At 72.7% G+C, this 22287-nt stretch carries 13 protein-coding genes; 3 read left to right on the forward strand and 10 right to left on the reverse strand.

Annotation, left to right across the window (positions count from 1 at the left end):
• The first annotated feature begins 65 nt into the window (after window positions 1-65).
• Complete coding sequence (locus BLT82_RS18705) at window positions 66-362, forward strand: chorismate mutase (protein ID WP_093656269.1); 297 nt, start codon at window positions 66-68, stop codon at window positions 360-362.
• A 987-nt stretch (window positions 363-1349) separates the two neighbouring features.
• Here the strand turns inward: BLT82_RS18705 and BLT82_RS18710 are convergent.
• From BLT82_RS18710 to BLT82_RS18740, 7 genes are all read right to left on the reverse strand, one after another.
• Window positions 1350-3188, reverse strand: a complete 1839-nt coding sequence (locus BLT82_RS18710; RefSeq protein WP_093656271.1) for a GMC family oxidoreductase — start codon at window positions 3186-3188, stop codon at window positions 1350-1352.
• Window positions 3189-3283: 95 nt separating this feature from the next.
• On the reverse strand, window positions 3284-4912 hold the full coding sequence (locus BLT82_RS18715) for a succinic semialdehyde dehydrogenase (protein WP_093656273.1): 1629 nt from the start codon (window positions 4910-4912) through the stop codon (window positions 3284-3286).
• Between the two features lie 266 nt (window positions 4913-5178).
• The gene (locus BLT82_RS18720; protein WP_093656275.1) at window positions 5179-6852 is read right to left on the reverse strand and encodes a serine/threonine-protein kinase; all 1674 of its coding nucleotides are present in this window, start codon (window positions 6850-6852) and stop codon (window positions 5179-5181) included.
• A gap of 70 nt (window positions 6853-6922) precedes the next feature.
• Window positions 6923-8524: a serine/threonine-protein kinase gene (locus BLT82_RS18725; protein WP_093656277.1), complete on the reverse strand. Its 1602-nt coding sequence runs from the start codon at window positions 8522-8524 to the stop codon at window positions 6923-6925.
• Between the two features lie 145 nt (window positions 8525-8669).
• Window positions 8670-11741 (reverse strand): protein kinase, encoded by a 3072-nt coding sequence (locus BLT82_RS18730; protein ID WP_093656279.1) that lies wholly within the window; start codon window positions 11739-11741, stop codon window positions 8670-8672.
• 251 nt (window positions 11742-11992) lie between these two features.
• Window positions 11993-14614: a protein kinase domain-containing protein gene (locus BLT82_RS18735; protein ID WP_093656281.1), complete on the reverse strand. Its 2622-nt coding sequence runs from the start codon at window positions 14612-14614 to the stop codon at window positions 11993-11995.
• 163 nt (window positions 14615-14777) lie between these two features.
• A complete protein-coding gene (locus tag BLT82_RS18740; RefSeq protein WP_093656527.1) occupies window positions 14778-16484 on the reverse strand; it encodes a glycerol-3-phosphate dehydrogenase/oxidase in 1707 nt (568 codons plus the stop codon).
• Window positions 16485-16704: 220 nt separating this feature from the next.
• On the opposite strand from BLT82_RS18740, the gene BLT82_RS18745 reads away from it, so the two are divergent.
• Both BLT82_RS18745 and BLT82_RS18750 read left to right on the forward strand, forming a co-directional pair.
• Window positions 16705-17946 (forward strand): nucleotide sugar dehydrogenase, encoded by a 1242-nt coding sequence (locus BLT82_RS18745; RefSeq protein WP_093656529.1) that lies wholly within the window; start codon window positions 16705-16707, stop codon window positions 17944-17946.
• Between the two features lie 111 nt (window positions 17947-18057).
• Complete coding sequence (locus BLT82_RS18750) at window positions 18058-18612, forward strand: hypothetical protein (protein WP_093656283.1); 555 nt, start codon at window positions 18058-18060, stop codon at window positions 18610-18612.
• 116 nt (window positions 18613-18728) lie between these two features.
• On the opposite strand, the gene BLT82_RS18755 is transcribed toward BLT82_RS18750, so the two are convergent.
• The 3 genes from BLT82_RS18755 to BLT82_RS18765 form a co-directional block, all read right to left on the reverse strand.
• Entirely contained in the window at window positions 18729-19853 is a 1125-nt protein-coding gene (locus BLT82_RS18755) for a GuaB3 family IMP dehydrogenase-related protein (protein WP_093656285.1), read from the reverse strand.
• A 127-nt stretch (window positions 19854-19980) separates the two neighbouring features.
• A complete protein-coding gene (guaB, locus tag BLT82_RS18760) occupies window positions 19981-21483 on the reverse strand; it encodes an IMP dehydrogenase (protein ID WP_093656287.1) in 1503 nt (500 codons plus the stop codon).
• Window positions 21484-21633: 150 nt separating this feature from the next.
• Window positions 21634-22221, reverse strand: coding sequence for a sigma-70 family RNA polymerase sigma factor (locus BLT82_RS18765; RefSeq protein WP_093656289.1), 588 nt, complete (start codon window positions 22219-22221; stop codon window positions 21634-21636).
• Window positions 22222-22287 lie beyond the last annotated feature (66 nt).

Raw genomic sequence — 22287 nt, forward strand, 5'->3', positions numbered from 1 at the left:
GGCCCGGGGCGTCCTGTCGTTTCCGGGCCCGGTCGGTTCGGGGCCCGGAAACCAAGGAGCCCCCTGTGCCCGCCACCGACACCGCAGCCCGTCCCGACACCGGCGCCCGTACCGACGACGCAGCGGACCTGATCCACGGCGCCCGTGAACGCATCGACGCCCTCGACGACCGGATCATCGGGCTGATCCAGGAACGGATGGCCGTCTCGGCCGTCATCCAGGAGGCCCGGATCACGTCCGGCGGCCGCCGGGTGAACCTGTCGCGCGAGATGGAGGTGCTCGGCCACTACCGGGACGCGCTCGGCAAGCCGGGGACGGCGCTGGCGATGACCCTGCTGGAGCTGTGCCGCGGCCGCATCTGAGCGGTGCGCGACGCTCCCCGTGCTCCGCGGCGCAGGGCGCCGCCACCGTGGACAGCTGCACACCCTTGTACGTACGTCTGTGCGGGCGGGCTCTCACCCGTACGGCCCGTGACCGGTCCCGGAACGCTTCGTTGGTACCGATGTCCGTGCCAGCCAGGGGCGGGCCCCGAAGGAAAGAACCACGCGTGGCTCCGCTGGGGCGTGTGGCGTACCGCAGGTACGTCGTGGGACCTCGCCCCGGCGCGCGTGACCGGTCGGCAGGGGACAGCAGCCCGGTCACCCCAAGGCGGTCGGTTCCGGGGACGCCCGGAACCGGCCGCATCCGGCCGAAGCGGTTGCGCACTCGCGCGGCCGGCCCGCCACGATCCGGTCGCCTCCTTCCCCCACCGCACCGCGCACCACACTCGCCCACGGGACCGCACCCCCGCGCCGTCCGGCCGCAGCCCGGACCGGGGCGACGCGGACCGGGCGACCCAGTCCAGCGGCGCCCTCCCCCCTGGCGCCGCCTCTCGGTACCGGCGCGGCCCTGACGCCGGCACCGACAGCCGAGGGCCCCGCGGAAACGCTTCCGCGGGGCCCTTCCTGTTGCCGCGGCGACCCGGTGGGCAGCCCGGCGGGAGGCGGGAGCGCCCTCTCCCCACGCACATTTCGCGCCATGTGGCGGTCGTCACATAAATTCTGTGTGAGTTCCCGTGCAACCAATTGCACAGTCCACAGGTCATGCATGCGGAACCAACGGCCACACCAACACCTCTGCCGAGGTCACCGGCAGCCTCGCGGACCGGTTCCCCGTCGGCGCTCCCGGCCATCGGGATCGCGGGCGGTGTCGCCGTGGTCGCCGGCGCCGGTGTCGTCTTCGCGATGAAGCGCCGCGGGAGCGACGCCGCGGTGTAACGCACCGCAACAGGCAAGGGAGGCGCTGCACTCGGAGGGGGGTGCAGCGCCTCTCTCATGTCCCGTGTCCGGGGCCGAGGGCCCCGGACGGGTTCAGGAGGACTTCGGCGGGACCGCGGGGATACCGAGGAACGGGAGGTTCAGGGCACCGAAGGCGTCCGCAGGGACGGCCGGGGCCTTGGGTGCGACCGGGGCCAGGCGTTCGTAGGCGACGCCCTGTTCGGGGCGCGGGTCAGCCTCGCCCTTGTTGGGCCAGAAGGACATCGCGCGCTCGGCCTGCGCCGTGATCGTCAGGGACGGGTTCACGCCCAGGTTCGCGGACACCGAGGCACCGTCGACGACCGAGACGCCCGGGTGGCCGTACAGGCGGTGGTACGGGTCGATGACGCCGGTCTCGTCGGTGGCACCGATGGGGCAGCCGCCGAGGAAGTGCGCGGTGAGCGGGGTGCCGATCAGTTCGCCGATGTTGGAGCCGGCGAAGCCGTTGATCTCCTCGGCGAGGAGGGTCGCGGCGCGCGTGGCCTCGGGGATCTGGCCGGGGTTGGGGGCTCCGTGGCCCTGGCGGGCGGTGAGCAGGCCCTTGCCGACGCCCTTGGGCTTGCGGTAGGTCGTCAGCGAGTTGTCCAGGGACTGCATCACGAGGCCGATGATGGTCCGCTCCGACCAGCGCCGGTTGGAGAGCGCCCGGAGCGTGAGCAACGGGTGCCGGGCGCAGTTGGCGAGCCAGGCCAGGACGCGCCGCGAGCTGTACGGGACCTGGAGGACGGTCATCCCGCCCATGGCGTTGGAGCCCTTGCCGTAGCGGACCGGCTCGATGTGGGTACTGGCGTCCGGGTGGATCGAGGACGTGATCGCGACGCCCTTGGTGAAGTCCACCCGGTCGGCGCCGTGGCGCTTGCGGTAGCGCCGGTTGTCGGTCTGGGCGCCGACGATGGCCTCGGAGTTGGTGCGGGTCAGCTCGCCCAGCCGGGCGGAGACGCGCGGCAGCAGGCCCTCGTCCTTCATCTTGTGCAGCAGGGTCTGGGTTCCGTACGTGCCGGCGGCGATGACGACCCGCCGGGCCGTGAACGTACGGCCGCCGCCCTTGCGCCGGCCGTCGCTGGGGACGGTGCCGACCTCGAAGCCGCCGCGGGAGTCCTCGCGCACCGTGACCACCGACGTCATGGGGTGGATGACGGCTCCCGCCTTCTCGGCGAGGTAGAGGTAGTTCTCGTTCAGCGTGTTCTTGGCGCCGTGGCGGCAGCCGGTCATGCACTCGCCGCACTCGGTGCAGGCGCGGCGCGAGGGCCCGGCGCCGCCGAAGTACGGGTCCGGCACCTCGGCCCCGGGCTCGGCCTTCGCCCTGCCGGTCCCGTCCTCGCCGACCGCGTCCTTGCCGTCGCCGAAGAAGACGCCGACCGGGGCCATGTGGAAGGTGTCGCCGACGCCCATCGCCTGGGCGGTGGCCTTCAGATGGACGTCCGACGGCGTCATGGTCGGGTTCAGCCGCACCCCGAGCATGCGCTTGGCCTGGTCGTAGTACGGCTTCAGCTCCTCCTGCCAGTCCGTGATGTCCTTCCACTGGGGGTCGTTGAAGAACGGGGCCGGCGGCACGTAGAGGGTGTTGGCGTAGTTGAGGGAGCCGCCGCCGACGCCGGCGCCGGCCAGCACCATCACATTGCCCAGCAGATGGATGCGCTGGATGCCGAAGAGGCCGAGCGCCGGGGCCCAGAGGTAGTTGCGCAGGTCCCAGGAGTTCTTCGGCAGCGTCTCACGGGTGAAGCGGCGTCCGGCCTCCAGGACGCCGACGCGGTAGCCCTTCTCGGTGAGACGCAGCGCGGAGACCGAGCCGCCGAAGCCCGAACCGACGACGACGACGTCGTAGTCGTACGCGGAATCCGCGTCGTTCTCGCCCTGGTCGCCCGGCTTTTGGGCAGGGAAGTCCTCGGACATGGCTCTCCTCGTGAAAAGACGTGCGGGTGCTGTGGGGGCTGCTGGTGCGTGCTCCGAAAGTCCCTCCTGGCCCGGAGTGCTCTCGGAACACTGCCCTAGCGCAGCCGAAGGGCCTTCATCACCTTCAGCGACGTGCTCATGAACGCCGCGTACTTCTCGTCGTCCATGCCGAAGGACGGGGCGAGCGGGATCAGCCGCTGCTGTGCCACGGTCTGGGCCTCGGTGTACTTGAGGATGCCCTCGGAGCCGTGCCGCCGACTCAGACCGGAGTCCTTCATGCCGCCCATCGGCGACTGCACGCTGCCGTAGGCGGGCGCATAGCCCTCGTTGATGTTGACGGTGCCGGTGCGCAGCCGGGCGGCGACCGCGTGGCCCCGCCTGCCGTCCTTGGTCCAGACGCTGGAGTTGAGGCCGTACGGGGTGGCGTTGGCCTGCTCGACGACGTCGTCCTCGTCCTGGAACCGGTAGACGGAGACGACCGGGCCGAAGGTCTCCTCGGTGCAGACGGACATCGGCGACTCGACCCCGTCGAGGATGGTCGGCTCGTAGAACAGCGGGCCGATGTCGGTGCGGTGGACGCCGCCCGCGACGAGCGTGGCGCCCTTGGCGACGGCCTCCTCGACGTGTCGCTTGACCGTCTCCAGCTGGCGCTCGCCGACCAGGGACCCCATGTCGGCGCCGTACGCGAGGGCGCTGCCCAGCCGCATGGCCTTCGTGCGGGCCGCGAAGCGCTCCAGGAAAGCGTCCGCGACCGACTCGTGCACGTACAGCCGCTCGATGGAGATGCAGAGCTGCCCGGCGGAGGAGAAGCAGGCGCGGACCGCACCGGCCGCGGCCTTGTCGATGTCCGCGTCGTGCAGCACCAGCATGGCGTTCTTGCCGCCGAGTTCGAGGGAGACGCCGACGAGCCGCGCGGCGGCGCCCTGGGCCACCTCCCGGCCGGTGCGGGTGGAGCCCGTGAACGAGACGTAGTCGGCGTGCCGCACGACCTCGGGGCCGACGACCGGGCCGTCGCCGAGGACGACCTGGAAGACCCCTGCCGGGAGACCTGCCTCGATCAGCAGGTCACGGGCCCAGAGTGCGGTCAGGGCGGTCTCGGTGTCGGGCTTCATCACGACGGCGTTGCCGGAGACGAACGCGGGGAGCGCGTCGCCGACCGACAGCTCCAGCGGGTAGTTCCAGGGGGCGATCTGGCCGACGACTCCGCGCGGCTGGCGCAGTTCGGTGGTCTTGGTGAGGACGGGTACGACACCGGTGTGCCGCCTGGGCCTGAGATAGGAGGGCGCCTTCCGGCCGTAGTGGCGGGCGGCCACGGCGACGGCCAGGACCTCCTCGTGGGCGTGCAGGCGGGCCTTGCCGGTCTCCAGCTGGATGAGGTCCAGCACCTCGGCCTGCCGCTCCAGGACCAGGTCGTGGAAGCGCAGCAGCACGGCGGCGCGGGCGCGCGGGGAGGTCGCGGCCCAGGCGGGCTGGGCGGCCCGGGCGCGGGCGAAGGCCTCGGCCACGTCCTCGGGGGTGGACTCGGGCAGGTCCGCCAGCTTCTCGCCGGTGAACGGGGTGTGGTTGGCCGTGCGGCCGGAGCCGACGACCCCCCGGGTGAGCTGGGCGACCACCTCGGGTGTGACCACGTCGGCGGCGGTGCGCGCGCCGGCCGGGGCGGCGGCGGTGGGGTTGGTGCCGAGGGCGCCGGTGTGCTGGGCGGCGGGGGCCTGCGAGTCCGTCATGGGGGCGAGAGTATGACGCATTCAAGGCTTTGGGTACCCGTCGGTAACAGCTTTTCGCCAGGCCCACACATTGCGCCAGTGATCACTGGCAGATAAGCCCTGATCAGGGCCTTGTGACGTCCTGAGCCGCACCCGTCGCCACATTTCCGGGTTCGACGCGCTCCTCCCGCGCACTCGAGGAGGCCGACCTCTCCGGCCGCCTCCCCGCCGGCGTCCCGTGGTGATCCGCTCCCGCCGGAACGGTTGATCCGGTCGAGCCGAACGGATCACAACCCCTGGATCTGCAGGTGCTTCACGACGTTCGTGAAGATCTGCTCACCGTCCTGCCGTGCGGCGCCCTCCGAGGGCATCTGCACCCTCAGCCGCCAGTGCACCTTGTCCTTGCCGGGCACGACCATTTCGTGCCAGCGGTAGCGGACGGCGTCTTCCTCGTTGTCCCCGTAGAACAGGAAGTCGACCGTGGTCTCGAAGGACTTCGCGCCCTGGTGTGTGACGTCCCTGGTGGCGATGTCGGCGTCCTTGATCTCCGTGCCGTTCTTGCCGCCCTTCGCGTACCAGTCCTTCCACACCTCCTTCCGGGGCTCGAGGACCTCCGCGGTGGTGTCCTCGGCACCGGCCGCGACGCGCTCCAGATAGATCGAGAACACCCCGCTGGGGTCGCGGTAGTCCACGGCGAAGCCGTCGTCGAACTCCGACCGTTCGTACTCCTCCGGCACCGCCACATCCGCCGCGAGGATCTCGCTCTCCGGGCGGACCTTCCACCCCTCGGGCAGTTCGTCGCCGCCGAAGGGGTCGACGACGACGGCGGTGGCGGCGAGCACGACGGCGAGGAGTCCGCCGAGAAGCCCCCACTGCGCAGGGCGGTTGCGGTGCAGCACGGGAGGCACCCAGCGGGAGCCGGCGCTCGCTGCGGCCCCGGCGCCGTACACGCGCGTCGCGTCGGCGGAGGGCTGGGGCGGCCGGGCCACCGACTCCAGGGTGGAGCGGACCTCCGCGGCGCCCGGCCGGGCCGCCGGGTCCTTGCGCAGCAACTGCATGACCAGCGTGCCGAAGGCGCCCGAACCGCGCGCCGGAACCTGAGGCTCTGCCGAGAGCACGGCCTGGAGCGTGGCGGGGGTGTGCGAGCGCCGGTACGGGGAGACTCCCTCGACGGCCGCGTACAGCACCACGCCGAGCGACCACAGGTCGGACTCCGGGCCGGGCCGCTGGCCCAGCACCCGTTCCGGGGCGATGTACTCGGGCGAGCCGACGAACGCACCGGTCTCGGTGAGGCCCTGCTCCCCCTCGACCTGCGCGATGCCGAAGTCGGTGAGCACGACCCGGTCGCCGCGCCCCAGCAGGACGTTGTCCGGCTTCACGTCGCGGTGCAGCACACCCGCCTCGTGCGCGGCGGACAGCGCGCCGAGGACGGCGAGGCCGATCCGGGCGGCCTCGCGCACGTCCAGCGTGCCCTCCTGCAGCCGGTCGCCGAGGGACTGGCCGCGCACCAGCTCCATGACGATCCACGGCTTGCCGTCCTCCATGACGACGTCGTGCATCGTGACGACCGAGGGGTGGTCGATCCGGGCGGCGGCGCGAGCCTCGCGTTGCATGCGCAGATGGACGTTCTCACGCTCCCGCTCGCCCAGGTGCTCAGGGACGCGCGGCTCCTTGACCGCCACCTCGCGGTCGACGACCTCGTCGTGGGCTCGCCAGACGGTGCCCATGCCGCCGTGTCCGAGGCGGGAGACGAGCCGGTAGCGGCCGCCGATGACCCGTCCGGTCCGCGGGTCGGCGGCAGGTGCGGCCGGTGCGCCGGCCACCTGCTGGGTCGGCACCGGATGCGTACCGGGACCGGACTGCGGCGGTCCGGACTGCGGTGCCCCGGCAGGCGGCTGGGCCTGCGGCGGGCGGAGTGCGTAGCTGGTGGGCTCGTTCGCCCGGCCCCCGTCGTTCGTCATGCTCATATCCTGGCGAAGAGCGTTTGCCGTCGCCACCGGCGGAGTTGAGCGATGCAGAGCCGTGACCGAGTCACCCGGCCGGGGGCTGGAAGCTCTGCACCATTTTGTCGAAGCGCTGTCGGGTCGTCGCCCATTCCTCGGCCGGACTCGACATGTAGAGCGCGTACTCGGTGCCGTCGTCGCCGAAGTACACCTGGTCGATGGCGCGCCGCTCGCCGGCATTGTTCTTGGTCTCGGTCCAGGTGAACTCCCACAGGGCGGACTTCTCCTGGTCCCGGAAGGTGTTCTGGTCGAGCCGCACCCGCTTGTACTCCGGCAGCCGCTTCCTGACGGTCTTCTCGACGTCGAGCATGTGCATGAACGGGTTCTCGAAGTCGGGGGTCGGGTCGATGCTGATGCGGATGAGCCGGCGGCCGTTGTCGGGCGTGTAGTCGATCTGGTCGCCGTCCCTCTGGCGGGTCCAGCCCACCGGTACGAGCAGGCTGAAGCCCTCCGGGTCCCGCACCCGCTGCCACTTCTCCTCGTCCGCGGGCTTCGGGGCCGGGCCCGAGGCGCCGGGCGAGGCGCCCGACGAGGCGGAGGAGCGCGTGTCGTCGGCGACGGGGTCCGCACCGCTGTTCCCGTAGCGCAGGGCGAGGAATCCCGCGGCGCCGCCGACCGTAGCCGCGAGTACGGCCACGACCAGCGCCCGCCGCACACCGCCGGAACGTTTCGGCGCCGACGTGGCAGGCACCGGGACCGACGTCGATCCGGTCAGCAGTGCGGTCGCCGCGCGTCGTTCCTCGGGGTCCACCGACTGCGTCGGCACATACGCCTGCGCCGCTCTGGGCCGGCGGCCCTCCATCGCCTCCAGCAGCATCCGTTCGGCCTCGTCGGCCGGCGGCCGCTGCTCGGGCTCCTTGCGCAGCAACGCCGAGATGACGGGCTCCAGCGCGCCCGCGTGCGGGAGGGGCGGGTGCTCCTCGGTCACCACGGCCTGCATCGTGGACAGCGGCGAGGTGCGCCGGAACGGCGAACTCCCCTCCACCGCCGTGTAGAGGGTCGCGCCCAGCGACCACAGGTCGGAAGCGGGCCCGGGATCGCCGCCCCGGACCCGCTCGGGGGCCAGGTAGTCGATGGAACCGACGAGTTCACCGGTCCTGGTGATGGTCGAGTCGCCTTCGATCGCGGCGATGCCGAAGTCGGTCAGGAGGACCCGCCCGTCGGAGGCGAGCAGCACGTTGCCGGGCTTGACGTCGCGGTGCAGCACGCCGGCGGCGTGCGCGGCGCGCAGGGCACCGAGGACGTGCAGCCCGATACGGGCCGCCTCGGCCGGCTCGATGCGACCCGACTCCTTGGCCGCGTCGGCGAGTGACGACCCGTCCACGTACTGCATCACGATCCACGGCCGGCCGTCGTACTCCAGGACGTCATGGACGGTGACAACGTTGGGATGGCTGATCCGGGCGGCGGCGCGGGCCTCTTTCTGGGTGCGTGCGTGCAGCACCGTGCGGTCCGCCTCGGACACGTACAGGCCGGCCGTGAGTTCCTTGACCGCGACCGTACGGTGCAGGACTTCGTCCTGCGCGCGCCAGACCTTGCCCATGCCTCCGCGGCCGATGCTCTCGGTCAGCCGGTACCGGCCTGCCAACAGAAGTCCCGCCGCCGTACCCGCGCTCTGTGCGTGTTCCACGTGTTCCGCCCCGTTCCTTGGATTCCCAGGTTACGGAGGGGAGGTACGTGCACGGAACCTGGGGCGGGTCAGTAACTCGCACCGTGATGTGCCGGTTGCGGCGCGCGGTCGGGGACGGAACGGCTCCGGGACGGGCCGTCCGGAGTCAACTCCCGGCGCGATAGGCGGACATGGCCTGCTGGTAGATCTCGGTCACCTTGTCACGCTGGCCCTCGGGTCCGATCACCTGCAGCACGTGGTACCTGTCACCGACGATCATGGCGAGATTGCGTACGTACACCTCGCGTCCCGTGCTGTCCTGCCAGGTGAACTGCCCTTCCGCCATCGCCTGTTTGCCCACGTCGATCCGGCGGAGCCCGGAGGCCGTCGACCAGGAGGAGTCACGGAAGGGCTGGAGTTCGCGCTCCCTGTCGCGCTGGTAGGCCATGGGGTCGGAGCCGTTCGCCCCGACGGAGTCCCGGCCGGGGACGACGATGAGCGTGAAGTCGCCGCCGACGTAGCGGACCTGACCGCTGTCGTTGACCGGTCTGCGCTGCCAGGTCCTGTCGACGCCGACCCGGAACCCCTCCGGGTCCACGCGCACGACATAGCCGTCGGCGAGGTCCACGGCGGGCGCGGAGGTCTGCGGCCCGGTCCCGTCCGGCGACGACGGGCCACCGCCGGCCTCACCCTCCGGGGCCCCCTGCCCGTCCGGGCCCTGGGACGAGGTCGCGGCCGGTGAGGACGACGGAGCGGAGCCGCGGTCGGCCCTCGGCATGAACAGCACGGCGTAGGCGATGGCGGCGGCGAGGGCGAGCAGGATCAGGACGAGCAGCGTCCGGCCCAGCGAACGCGGGCTGCGCGTCCGCCGCGCGCGGGGTTCACGCGGCTCCCTGGGCTCACGGGGTTCCCTGACCTTCTTGTGGCGGTGCCGGCCGCGGAGTTCGGCGGAGCCGCCGCGGCGCCTGCGGACCAGCTCGCCTCTGCGTCGTACGACGGGGAGGCGGGTGCCGTCGACGGAGGGCAGCGGAACCACTTCGGTGCCCGCGTCGGGTTCCGGAGCGGACCGGACGAGCGAACGCAGCCAGCCCCGGAGCTCCTCGAAGTCCGGCCGCTCGGTGGGGTCCTGACGCAGCAGCGACTCCACCACCGGGCGCAGCGGACCGCACTCCTCGGCGAACGCCGGCGGCTCGGCGCAGACGAGCTGGACCAGTTCGGCCGCGTTCTCCTCCGGATAGGGGGCGTGACCCTGCACCGCGCGGTAGAGCAGTGCGCCGAGCGCCCAGAGGTCGGTTGCGGGCCCGATGGGCGGGGCCAGTTGCCAGTTCTCGTGGACCGGGCCGGCCTGCTCGGGAGCCCAGCGTTCGGTGACCGCGCCGACGACGGCGATCCGGGTCTGCCGGGCGCGCTCGGCGGCGAGGGGCGTCGTGGGGCCGCGGTAGGCCGCAGCGGGCGCGCCGGCGGCGACGACCTCGTCCCACCGGCCGCCCACGGGAACGGGCCGCGCACCGGCGTGCGCTTCGGTCCCCCGCTGGGCGTCGGCGCGCAGGGCGTCACGTGCGCCGCCCCCGTACCGCGTGGCACTGCCGCCGGCCGGGACCGGGGCGGAGCCGTCCGAGGCGGGGCCGGGCCCGTCGCGCCAGACGCCGGCGAGCCGGGGCCTGCGGGGACCGCCGGGCGGTTCCCGGTGCGGACCGCCGTAGGGGCCGCCGTGGTCCGGATCGTCGTGGTCGTCGGGGTCATCGGCCTCGTCGGCGTCCGCGGGCCGGGACCACCACTGCGGGGCGGACACGCCGGCGCGCGGGACGGGCACGGCGGCGCCCGGTCGGGGCGGGGGCACGACCGTGCCGGGCGCCGTCCCGGAGTCGTCCGGCGCGTCGCGCCCGTCCCGTACGCCGGGGTGGTGCAGCCGGCCGATGCCGTCGGTCCCCCGGCCCGCGGGCGGCAGGGCGATCCGGCCGTCGGGGCCGTCGGGACCGGGCCCGGCCGTCCGCTCGTCGCCCTCGGCCCGGTGGCCCGTGCCGTCGGGGCCGCCGACGGCGGGGCCGGTCAGGGCGTGGCCGCGGAACCGGCTGACGTCACCGCCGCCGAAGGGATCCTCCTCGGGGCCCCGCCGGTCACCGTCCCCGGAACGACCGCCCGCACGACCTGAATCGGCGCCGCCGGGCAGGGCGTGGCGCTCGCCGCCGTGAAGGCCACCGTCGCCGGCCGCCCGAGCGGCGGTCCGGTCCTGCTCGCCTTCGGCGCCGGCCGCTTCCCGGCGGCTCTCCTCGCTGAGCCGCGCGGCGGCGCGGGCTCCCGCCCGGTAGGCGGCGATGGCACCCGCCCGCGCGGCGCGCGCGTCGACCGGGCCGCCGCCGAATCCGTGGCCGTACGCCGGAGGGGTGTACCGGTCCCCCGCGCCGGCGGGGGCGGGCACGACCGGCCCGGGCCCACTGCCCGGCGGGGGCACGGGCGCGGGCAGCTGCTCGTAGGACGGCCGTCCCCAGTGGGGCTCCGCCGCGGCCGTCCCCGGGTCCGGGGCCTCCGGCCCGCCGGGACCCAGCGGGATCGGCGCCGACGCATACGGGGGCGCGTACGGCGCGTGGGGCGGCCCGAGCGGCGGGTCGACGGGCTCGGCCTCCTCGAACTCGGCAGCGGGGTCCGGGACCGGCGCGTACCCGCACAGGGCCTCCTCCGCCGCTCCCGCCGCGAGACCGGTCAGCACGACGCGGCCGTCGTCGCACACGAGCACCGTGCGGACGGTGATGTTCCGGTGGGTCCAGCCGTGGGCGTGCAGGGCTCGCAGGGCCGTCAGCACGTCCGAGCCGATCTCCGCCGCCCGGTACGGGTTCAGCGGCTTCTCGGCCAGCAGCGCGGCGAGGGGCCGTGCGGCGACCAGTTCACTCACTATCCACAGCGACCCGTCCTCGGCGAACACGTCGAAGACCTGGTCGAGCCGCGGATGGTCGGGGATCTGCGCGGCGGCCTGGGCGGCCTCCACGGCCCGCCGCACCGCCGGGTCGGTCGGCCGGCGGGTGGAGCGCCCCGCGGCCCGGCGCGGCGCGGGAAAGCCCGCACCGCCCGGCTCGTCGAGCACCTCCGCCTCGACGACCTCCGGCAACGGGACCTGCCGGACGAGGACTTCCTGGCCGCTGTAGGTGTCGAAGGCGCGCGTCTCGACGAGTTCGTACTCGTCGGAAGGCGGCAGGGGAAGGCGGTAGCGGTCGGCAAGCACCCTTCCCGCGTAGTCGTCCACGACGCCTCCCCACCAGCGTGCAGCTTTCCCGGCCCGGTTCCCGCCTGCACCGCCGGTGGGAACGTCCCCGTCGGCGGTACTCCGACCGGTGCCAGGGTCGATCGTGTGCGCGGCCCTGGTCGACAGGGCCCCGCCGGTCCTCGGGAACCGCACGAACCGTCAAATCCGGTCACTCACCGGGCTCTTGCGGCTGCGTACGGTCCACGACCTCTCACGATACGTGGCCTGCCCAGTCCTTGGGGGCGAACCTCTCAGTCCTTCGGGGCGAACGTGGCGAACGCCGTCTTGCGCAGCGTGCTGCACTCCGCGCCGTCCCATTCGCTCGCCTTGCAGCTGATCATGATCGAGTAGCCGTGACCGGCGTCGACCTTGAAGCCGCGGTTGAGCACGCGCACCCGCTGGCCGCTCTGGTTCCGCTCGAAGCTCCAGTCGGCGACCGTCGGATAGCCCTTGTACTCGACGGACTTGATGCCCAGGTGCTTGTACCCGTTGCTGCTGGCGCTCACCGCGAACCGGGCGGCGTTCCACGCGGCGGCGGCGTCGCCCTTGGGGCTGTCGGTGAAGTCCACCTGGACGCGCGGGAAGCCGCCGTCCGCGCTGAAGATCGCACCCGAGTTCTGGCCCGCGGTGCCGGTGCGGCGGAAGGACTTCGGCATCGCCATGCTGAAGTGGAACTGGTCGTTGGACACGGTCGCGTATCCGGCGGGGAGCCCGTTCCCGGCTGGGGCCCCCGGGTCGGTGCCGCCGGACGGCTGCGCCCCGCCCGTGCTCCCGTTGTCCTTGCCGGCGTCGCCCGTGCCCGACCCGTCGCCCTTGCCCTGGTCGTTCGGGTCGCTGCCGGAGCCGTCGGTGGCACCGCCGTCGTCCTTGGCGTCGCCGCCCGCGGTGGAACCGGCGGAGGCGGAGGTGTCGTTCTTCGGCTTGTTCTGACCGCCCTTGTCCGCGCCCCCGTTGAGGGCGAGGACGAGCACGGTGGAGAGGACCGCGAGCGCGGCGACGACGGCGATGACCACCAGGGTGCGCCGGGGCACCACATCGGTGAGCGGCGCCCGCACGGGGGGCGTCCGGGAGGCGGCGGGCGCCGGGGGCTTGGGGGCGCCGTCCTTGCCCGTGGCCGGCCTGGTCTCGGTCTTGGCCGCGTTCCGCACGGAACGCAAGGCCCCGCGGACCCGCTCGGCCGCCGCGTCGGCGGCTTCCTTGGCCCGGTCCCTGGCGGGGGCGGGCGGCTCGGCCGGGGCGGACGGCAGGGCGACGACCCGTGTCGCCTCCGGCGAGGGCTCCGCCGGGGGCTCGGGCGTGTCGATCACGTTCCGCAGCAGCGCACGGGCGCCCGCGTCGTCGAGCCGCTGCGCCGGGTCCTTGGCGAGCAGGCCGTAGATGACCTCTTCCAGCGGACCGGCGTTCTTCGGCGGATCGAGCGGCTCGGTCATCACGGCGGTCAGCGTCGCGATGGCGGAACCCTTGTCGTACGGAGGACAGCCCTCCACGCTCGCGTACAGCAGCCCGCCCAGCGACCAGAGGTCGGCGGCCGGGCCCGGCTTGTGGCCCCGGGCGCGCTCCGGGGAGATGTACGAGGGCGCGCCGACGAGCATTCCGGTGGACGTGATCGAGGGGTCGCCCTCGACCTGGGCGATGCCGAAGTCGGTGAGCACGACCCGGCCGTCCGACGAGATGAGCACGTTGGACGGCTTCACATCGCGGTGCAGGATGCCTTCGCGGTGCGCGGAGCGCAGCACGTCGAGGATGGCGAGACCGACCTCGGCGGCCCGCCGCGGCGTCAGGAGGCCGTCCTCACGGATGGCTTCGGCGAGGGACTTGCCCTCGATGAGCTCCATCACGATCCACGGGCGGTCGTCCTCGTCGACGACGTCGTAGACCGTCACGGCGCCGGTGTTGCGGATCCGGGCGATGGCCTTCGCCTCGCGCAGGGTACGGGTGATGAGGCGGCGCTTCTCGTCCTCGTCGATGCTGTTCGGGAAGCGCAGTTCCTTCACGGCGACCGTGCGGCCGAGCGTCTCGTCGTCGGCACGCCAGACGGTGCCCATGCCGCCGCGCCCGAGCACCCCTCCGAGCCGGTAGCGGCCGGCGAGCAGCCGGCCCTCCGCGGTCGGTCCGCGCCGCGAGGAGGCCGCCGGGGCCTTCGCCGCGCCCGGCCGCCCGGCCGGCCCGGAACCCGCGTCCGCGGTCTTCGCGTCCCCGCGCCCCGAAGCCCCCTGGCCCGCCGGCTCCTTGGCCGGGCCTCGCGCGCCCTTGCCCGCGGCGTCCCCGGCACCGGTCCGCCGCCGGCCGGGCTCGGCACCCTCGGCGCCCTCGGGAGCGTCCGCGCCCGCGGCACCGCGGCCGATGCCCTGCGAGGCAGCGTCCCCGGGAGCTCCGCCGGCGTCCTGCGCGGCGCCGCGCTTCGCGGGGTCCGCCCGGTCCGGCCGTGCCTCGGAACCCGCACCGGCCGCCGAGGCGCCGGCGCCCGGATCCGCGCGCCGGCCCGTGCTCTGTGACCCACCGTCCTTCATCAGGTCCGCCTGCCCCGCCGCCGGCTTCGCACGCGTACCGTCCCCGTCCACGGGCGCGTTCGCGCCACCGGAGTCGGGCCGGTCCTGGGTCCGCCCGTCATCCGGCTTCGCGTCCTCGGTCGCGGGACCGCTCACCGCACCGGCGCCGCCGTCCGACGCGCCGCGCGCGGATTCCCGCGCCGTGCCCTTGTCCGCGGTCCCACCCGAACCACCGTCAGGGGAACCGGGGCCCTCGTCCGAATGCTCTGCCGGCTTCCCGGCCGAACTCGCCGCGGAGTCCGCGCCGGTGGGGCGCTCGCCCTCCCGCTGCGCGCCCCGAAGAGGTTCCCGTGTCGTGTCCCGCGACTGCTCCGCCTCCGACATGCGTCCCCTCTGCGATCCCTGATCCTCGCTCGCGCCCGCCGCTCCCGCGCGATGCGGTAACCCGCCCTGGAAGAGCCCCCATTCTCTCTCACTCCGGGACTGGTCGAGCTCCCGGGTCCACCGAGCGTCAGGAAGGCTCCGGAGAAGGGGATTCCGCAGGATCCTAGATCGGGACGATGTCCGGCGCGCCCAGCCGCGCCGCGTCGGCCGTCAGGTCGTCCGGCTGCAGTTGCGACTCGCGCTCGGCCTCCACCCGCTTCTCGTAGTGCTCGACTTCCTTCTCGATCTGCTCCTTGTCCCAGCCGAGCACCGGGGCCATCAGCTCGGCGCACTCCCGCGCGCAGCGCGTGCCCCGGTCGAACGTCTCGATGGAGATGCGGGTCCGCCGGGTGAGCACGTCGTCGAGGTGCCGTGCGCCCTCGTGGGAGGCGGCGTAGACGACTTCGGCCCGCAGGTAGTCGTCCGCGCCCGACAGCGGCCGGCCGAGCCCCGGATCGGCGGTGACGAGCTCCAGCAGTTCCTCCGTCATGGACCCGTAGCGGTTCAGCAGATGCTCGACGCGGGCGACGTGGAGGCCGGTCCTCTCCGCGATCCTCGCCCGTGCGTTCCACAGGGCCCGGTATCCCTCGGCGCCCAGCAGCGGCACGTCCTCCGTGACGCACTCCGCGACCCGGCGGTCCAGACCGTGCACCGCCTCGTCCACGGCGTCCTTCGCCATCACCCGGTACGTCGTGTACTTGCCGCCGGCCACGACGACCAGACCGGGGACCGGATGGGCCACCGTGTGCTCGCGGCTGAGTTTGCTCGTCGCGTCCGACTCCCCGGCGAGCAGCGGGCGCAGTCCCGCGAACACCCCCTCGACGTCGTCGCGGGTGAGCGGGACGGCGAGGACCGAATTCACGTGTGCCAGAAGGTAGTCGATGTCGGCGCTGGAGGCGGCCGGGTGCGCCTTGTCCAGGTCCCACTCGGTGTCCGTGGTGCCCACGATCCAGTGACGGCCCCAGGGGATGACGAACAGGACGGACTTCTCGGTGCGCAGGATGATGCCGCTGGTGGAGTGGATCCGGTCCTTGGGCACGACGAGATGGATGCCCTTGGAGGCCCGGACGTGGAACTGGCCGCGCTCGCCGATCATGGCCTGGGTGTCGTCGGTCCAGACGCCCGTGGCGTTCACGATCTGCTTCGCCCTGATCTCGTACTCCCCGCCCGTCTCGATGTCCTTCACCCGGGCGCCGACGACCCGCTCCCCCTCGCGGAGGAAACCGATGACGGGCGCTCTGCTGGCGACCCGTGCTCCGTACGAGGCGGCCGTGCGCACCAGGGTCGCCACATAGCGGGCGTCGTCCATCTGGGCGTCGTAGTACTGCAGGGCACCGACCAGGGCGTCCTTGCGCAGACACGGGGCCACCCGGAGTGCGTGCCCGCGGGTGAGGTGTCGATGGACGGGCAGCCCGCGGCCGTGTCCCGAGGACACCGACATCGCGTCGTACAGCGCGACGCCCGCTCCGGCGTAGACCCGCTCCCAGCCCTTGTGCTGCAGCGGGTAGAGGAAGGGCACGGGCTTCACCAGGTGCGGGGCGATCCGCTCCAGCAGCAGTCCGCGCTCCTTGAGCGCCTCCCGCACCAGCGCGAAGTCCAGCATCTCCAGATAGCGCAGCCCCCCGTGGACCAGCTTGCTCGATCTGCTCGAGGTGCCCGACGCCCAGTCACGCGCCTCGACGATTCCGGTGGACAGCCCGCGCGTCACCGCGTCGAGCGCCGTCCCCGCACCGACCACTCCGCCACCGACCACCAGCACGTCCAGCTCGCGCTCAGCCATCGCGGCCAGGGCCTCGGCTCGCTGCGCCGGTCCCATTGTCGCTGTCCTCACGGTGCCTCCCGTCGCCCCCATTGGTCGGGCCCACACACATGATTCTGTCCGCACTCCCGGACTTCAGCCACCGCCTGTGGACAACACTCGGGCGACCTGAAGCGCGCAATACCGCATATCGGTCATATTTACTCCTAGTCTGACATTGCCCCTGCTCGTTCTGTCCACAGGACTTGCACGTCACGTGCCCTTCGGCTACTGGGAAGGACGGCTCACCGCCATGCCCGCAGATCTCGCCGTCATCGGACTCGGCCACCTCGGACTGCCCCTCGCCCAGGCCGCCGCAGCCGCGGGCATCGGGACCATCGGCTACGACCCCGATCCACGCCCCGCCGCCGAACTCGCCGCGGGACGTCCGCCCGTGGACGGTTCCCTCAGCGCGTCGGAGATCCGCCGGATGCTCTCGGGGGGCTTCCGGCCCACCACCGACCCCGCCGAGCTGGGCAGGGTGCGCACCGCCGTCATCTGCGCGCCGACCCCCCTCGGCGCGGACCGCAGACTCGACCTCACGGCGGTCGGCGAGGCCGCCCGGGCACTCGCGGCACGGCTGCGCCCGCACACCACCGTGCTGCTCGAGTCCCCGGTCGAACCCGGCACCACGGAGGGCTATCTGCGGCCGATCCTCGAGGAAGGCTCGGGACTGCGCGCCGGCGCCGACTTCCATCTCGCGTACTCCCCCAGCCGGCTCGACCCCGGCAACCGCGCCCACGGCCAGGCCAACACCCCCCAGGTGATCGGCGGACTGACGCCCGCCTGCACCGAGTCGGCGGCGACCTTCTACAGCCGCTTCAGCGACAAGGTGGTCCGGGCCCGCGGGCTGCGCGAGGCCGAGGCCGTGAAGCTCCTGGAGACCAACTTCCGGCACGTCAACATCGCCCTGGTCAACGAGATGGCGGTGCTCTGCCACGACCTCGGCGTCGACCTGTGGGACGTCATCCGCTGCGCCGAGACCAAGCCGTTCGGGTTCCACGCCTTCCGCCCCGGCCCCGGGGTGGGCGGGCACGGCCTCCCCGTCGACACGGTCGGACCCCACCGCTCCCTGCGGCTCGTGGAACTCGCGGGCCAGATCAACGAACGCATGCCGCAGTACGTCGTCCAGCGCTGCGCGACCCTGCTGAACGAGCACGGCAAGTCGGCCCGCGCGGCCCGGGTCCTCCTGCTCGGCATCACCTACAAGCCGGATCTCGCCGACCGGCAGGGCTCCCCCGCCCCGGAGATCGCGAGCCGCCTGATGGAGCTCGGTGCCTCGGTCGGCTACCACGACCCCTATGTGACGGACTGGCGCGTCAACGACCGGCCCGTCCCCCGCGCCGACTCCCTCTACGAGGCCGCGGCCACCGCCGACCTCACCGTGCTGCTGCAGCACCACCGCACCTACGACCTGCAGGGGCTGGCGGTCAAGGCGCAGATCTTCCTGGACACCAGGGGTGCCTCCCCGGCAGGCGCGGCGCACCGTCTGTGAAATCCGCGGGCGCCGGAATTCCGCGTGTGCGGTGTCGGACCAGGGTGCTAGCCTCCAGCGCCACTCGTCGCACATCCGTGCGCTTCAGCGTTCCATGGGGGGAACACCATCATGTCCCAGTCCACTCCGCCGTCCGAGCAGTCCACGCCTCCGTCCGGCGCTCCGTTCCCCGACGGCACCGCACCGGCGCCCGCACCGGTCCTCGGCGCGGACGTCCCGGCGACCGCACCGGTCGGCGCGGACGTCCCGGCGCCCGCCCCCGCGCGCGGCAACGTCGCCCTCGGACTGGTCGCCGCGCTGGCCGCGGCACTGGTCGCGGGCGGCGTCTACGGCGGTGTCGCCGGCGCGATCGAGCGGGAGATCGGCTGGGCCGCCATCGGCGTCGGCTTCCTCGTCGGATTCGCGGCCGGCAAGCTCGGCGGCCGCAACCCGGTCGTGCCCGTCGTCAGCGCCCTGCTCTCGCTCGGCGCCGTCTACCTCGGCCAGCTCCTCGCCATCGCGGTCATCGCCGGCAACGAGCTGAAGGTGTCCGCGTCCGAGATGTTCTTCGACAACTTCGGTCTGATGACGGACGCCTGGAGCGCGAGCAAGGACTTCATGACGTTGGTCTTCTTCGCACTGGCCGCCTTCGCCGCTTTCGCCGGAGCCAAGAAGGCGACGGAGTGACCGTCCGGCGCCACTGCCGGCGTCCGGCCTGACCGGCCACGCGGAAACGGCAGGGGCCGGCACCGTCTCGGCCGAGACGGTGCCGGCCCCTGCCGTGCGTACGGTCCGGGCCGCCGTCAGCGCTTGTGCTGGGAGTCCGCGACGGTCACCTCGACGCGCTGGAACTCCTTCAGCTCGCTGTAGCCCGTCGTCGCCATGGCGCGCTTGAGTGCGCCGAACAGGTTCATCGAACCGTCCGGGGTGTGCGAGGGACCGGTGAGGATCTCCTCCGTCGTACCGACGATGCCCAGGTCGACGAGCTTGCCGCGCGGCACGTCCTCGTGGACGGCCTCCATGCCCCAGTGGTGGCCGCGGCCCGGCGCGTCCGTCGCGCGGGCCAGCGGGGAGCCCATCATCACGGCGTCCGCGCCGCAGGCGATGGCCTTCGGGAGGTCGCCCGACCAGCCCACCCCGCCGTCGGCGATGACGTGGACGTACCGGCCCCCGGACTCGTCCATGTAGTCGCGCCGGGCCGCGGCGACGTCCGCGACGGCCGTCGCCATGGGCACCTGGATGCCCAGCACGTTGCGGGTGGTGTGCGCGGCGCCGCCGCCGAAGCCGACGAGGACACCCGCGGCGCCGGTGCGCATCAGGTGGAGCGCCGCCGTGTACGTGGCGCAGCCGCCGACGATGACCGGCACGTCGAGCTCGTAGATGAACTGCTTCAGGTTCAGCGGCTCGGCCGCCCCCGACACGTGCTCGGCCGAGACGGTCGTGCCGCGGATGACGAAGATGTCCACACCCGCGTCGACGACGGTCTTGGAGAACTGGGCGGTGCGCTGCGGCGACAGGGCGGCCGCCGTGACGACGCCGGCGTCGCGCACCTCCTTGAGCCGCTGCCCGATCAGCTCCTCCTTGATCGGTGCGGCGTAGATCTCCTGCAGACGGCGGGTCGCGCTCTCGGCGGGCAGCTCGGCGATCTCGTCCAGCAGCGGCTGCGGGTCCTCGTACCGGGTCCACAGGCCCTCGAGGTTCAGCACGCCGAGTCCGCCGAGTTCACCGATGCGGATCGCGGTCTGCGGGGAGACGACCGAGTCCATGGGGGCGGCCAGGAACGGCAGCTCGAAACGGTAGGCGTCGATCTGCCACGCGATCGAGACCTCCTTCGGGTCCCGGGTACGCCGGCTCGGTACGACGGCGATGTCGTCGAACGCGTACGCCCTGCGGCCGCGCTTGCCGCGCCCGATCTCGATCTCAGTCACGATGTGTGGCCTTTCCCTCTACGTCTGCGTCTACCAGTATCCCCGACACACATGCCAGGGGCGGTCCCGGGAATCCCCGGGACCGCCCCTGCGGAAACGCCACCGCAGCCACCTGCCGCGGTTCGCGCTACTTCCTGCTGTAGTTCGGCGCCTCGACCGTCATCTGGATGTCGTGCGGATGGCTCTCCTTGAGACCCGCCGAGGTGATCCGGACGAACCGGCCGCGGTCCTGCAGCTCCGGCACCGTGCGGCCGCCGACGTAGAACATCGACTGGCGCAGACCGCCCACGAGCTGGTGGACGACCGCCGAGAGCGGGCCGCGGTAGGGCACCTGGCCCTCGATGCCCTCGGGAACGAGCTTCTCGTCGGAGGCGACGCCCTCCTGGAAGTAGCGGTCCTTGGAGAAGGAGCGCTGGTCGCCGCGGGACTGCATCGCGCCGAGCGACCCCATCCCGCGGTACGACTTGAACTGCTTGCCGTTGATGAAGAGCAGTTCGCCCGGGGACTCCTCGCAGCCGGCGAGCAGCGAGCCGAGCATCACCGTGTCGGCGCCCGCGACCAGGGCCTTGGCGATGTCGCCGCTGTACTGGAGGCCGCCGTCGCCGATGACCGGGACGCCCGCAGCCTTGGCGGCGAGGGACGCCTCGTAGATCGCGGTGACCTGCGGGACGCCGATGCCGGCGACGACGCGGGTCGTGCAGATGGAGCCGGGGCCGACGCCGACCTTGATGCCGTCCACGCCGGCGTCGATGAGCGCCTGGGCGCCGTCGCGGGTCGCGACGTTGCCGCCGATGACGTCGACGGGGGCGTTCGACTTGATCTTGGCGACCATGTCGCCGACCAGCTTGGAGTGGCCGTGGGCGGTGTCGACGACGATGAAGTCGACACCGGCCTCGATGAGGGCCTGGGCGCGCTCGAAGGCGTCACCGGCGACACCGACCGCGGCGCCGACGATGAGCCGGCCGTCCTTGTCCTTCGCGGCGTTCGGGTACTTCTCCGCCTTGACGAAGTCCTTGACGGTGATGAGGCCCTTGAGGATGCCCGCGTCGTCGACCAGCGGAAGCTTCTCGATCTTGTGGCGGCGCAGCAGCTCCATGGCGTCGACGCCGGAGATGCCGACCTTGCCGGTCACCAGCGGCATCGGGGTCATGACGTCGCGCACCTGCTGGGAGCGGTCCGTCTCGAAGGCCATGTCGCGGTTGGTGACGATGCCGAGCAGTTTGCCGGCCGCGTCGGTGACCGGGACGCCGCTGATCCGGAACTTGGCGCAGATCGCGTCCGCCTCGGCGAGCGTCGCGTCCGGGTGCACCGTGATCGGGTCGGTGACCATGCCGGACTCGGAGCGCTTCACCAGGTCGACCTGGTTGGCCTGGTCGGCGATCGAGAGGTTGCGGTGCAGCACGCCGACGCCGCCCTGCCGCGCCATGGCGATCGCCATCCGCGACTCGGTGACCTTGTCCATGGCCGCGGACAGGAGCGGGATGTTCACCCGCACGTTCTTCGAGACGAGCGAGGAGGCGTCGATCTGGTCGGGCGCCATGTCGGACGCGCCGGGCAGGAGCAGCACGTCGTCGTAGGTCAGCCCGAGTGTCGCGAATTTCTCGGGCACTCCGTCGACGTAGGCAGTCATGACACCTTCCCCAAATGGCCTTGATCGGTGCGGATGTCCATGCTAACGGGATCCGAAGGTGTCACATTCCACGATCAAGATCACCGAGCAGCTTTGTACGTTCGTACGTACGGACGCGGCGCTCGTACGGTTCAGGCGCCGCCCTCCACGCTACTGCTCCGCGAGCGCCCGCAGTCTGCTGAGGGCCCGGTGCTGGGCGACGCGGACCGCACCCGGCGACATGCCGAGCATCTGTCCGGTCTCCTCGGCGGTGAGCCCGACCGCGACCCGCAGCACCAGCAGCTCGCGCTGGTTCTCCGGGAGGCTGGCGAGGAGCCTCTTGGCCCACTCCGCGTCATCGCTGAGCAGCGCGCGCTCCTCGGGGCCCAGCGAGTCGTCGGGCCGCTCCGGCATCTCGTCGGAGGGCACCGCGGTGGACCCGGGGTGCCGCATGGCGGCCCGCTGAAGATCGGCGACCTTGTGTCCGGCGATCGCGAAGACGAACGCCTCGAAGGGGCGCCCGGTGTCCTTGTAGCGCGGCAGCGCCATGAGGACCGCGACGCAGACTTCCTGCGCGAGGTCCTCGACGAAGTGACGGGCATCACCCGGCAGCCGGCTCAGCCGGGTGCGGCAGTACCGCAGCGCGAGCGGGTGGACCCGGGCCAGCAGATCGTGTGTGGCCTGGTCGTCGCCGTCGACGGCACGCTGAACGAGGGCACCGATGGCCCCCTGGGCAGCCGCCGCCTCGTCGTCGCGCATCGGTCCATGGTGCCCTGGCTGCCGCTGATCCGTGGCACCGCGTCCGTAGTTGTGCACCGAAGCGTT

It is taken from the genome of Streptomyces wuyuanensis, from assembly GCF_900103455.1.
Classification (GTDB): Bacteria; Actinomycetota; Actinomycetes; order Streptomycetales; family Streptomycetaceae; genus Streptomyces; species Streptomyces wuyuanensis.

What these genes read in the sequence shown, in the direction of transcription:
- BLT82_RS18710 (WP_093656271.1), bottom strand. Translation starts at nt 3,188, where the DNA reads ATGTCCGAGGACTTCCCTGCCCAAAAGCCGGGCGACCAGGGCGAGAAC.
- BLT82_RS18715 (WP_093656273.1), bottom strand. Translation starts at nt 4,912, where the DNA reads ATGACGGACTCGCAGGCCCCCGCCGCCCAGCACACCGGCGCCCTCGGC.
- BLT82_RS18720 (WP_093656275.1), bottom strand. Translation starts at nt 6,852, where the DNA reads ATGACGAACGACGGGGGCCGGGCGAACGAGCCCACCAGCTACGCACTC.
- BLT82_RS18735 (WP_093656281.1), bottom strand. Translation starts at nt 14,614, where the DNA reads ATGTCGGAGGCGGAGCAGTCGCGGGACACGACACGGGAACCTCTTCGG.
- BLT82_RS18745 (WP_093656529.1), top strand. Translation starts at nt 16,705, where the DNA reads ATGCCCGCAGATCTCGCCGTCATCGGACTCGGCCACCTCGGACTGCCC.
- BLT82_RS18750 (WP_093656283.1), top strand. Translation starts at nt 18,058, where the DNA reads ATGTCCCAGTCCACTCCGCCGTCCGAGCAGTCCACGCCTCCGTCCGGC.
- guaB (WP_093656287.1), bottom strand. Translation starts at nt 21,483, where the DNA reads ATGACTGCCTACGTCGACGGAGTGCCCGAGAAATTCGCGACACTCGGG.
- BLT82_RS18765 (WP_093656289.1), bottom strand. Translation starts at nt 22,221, where the DNA reads ATGCGCGACGACGAGGCGGCGGCTGCCCAGGGGGCCATCGGTGCCCTC.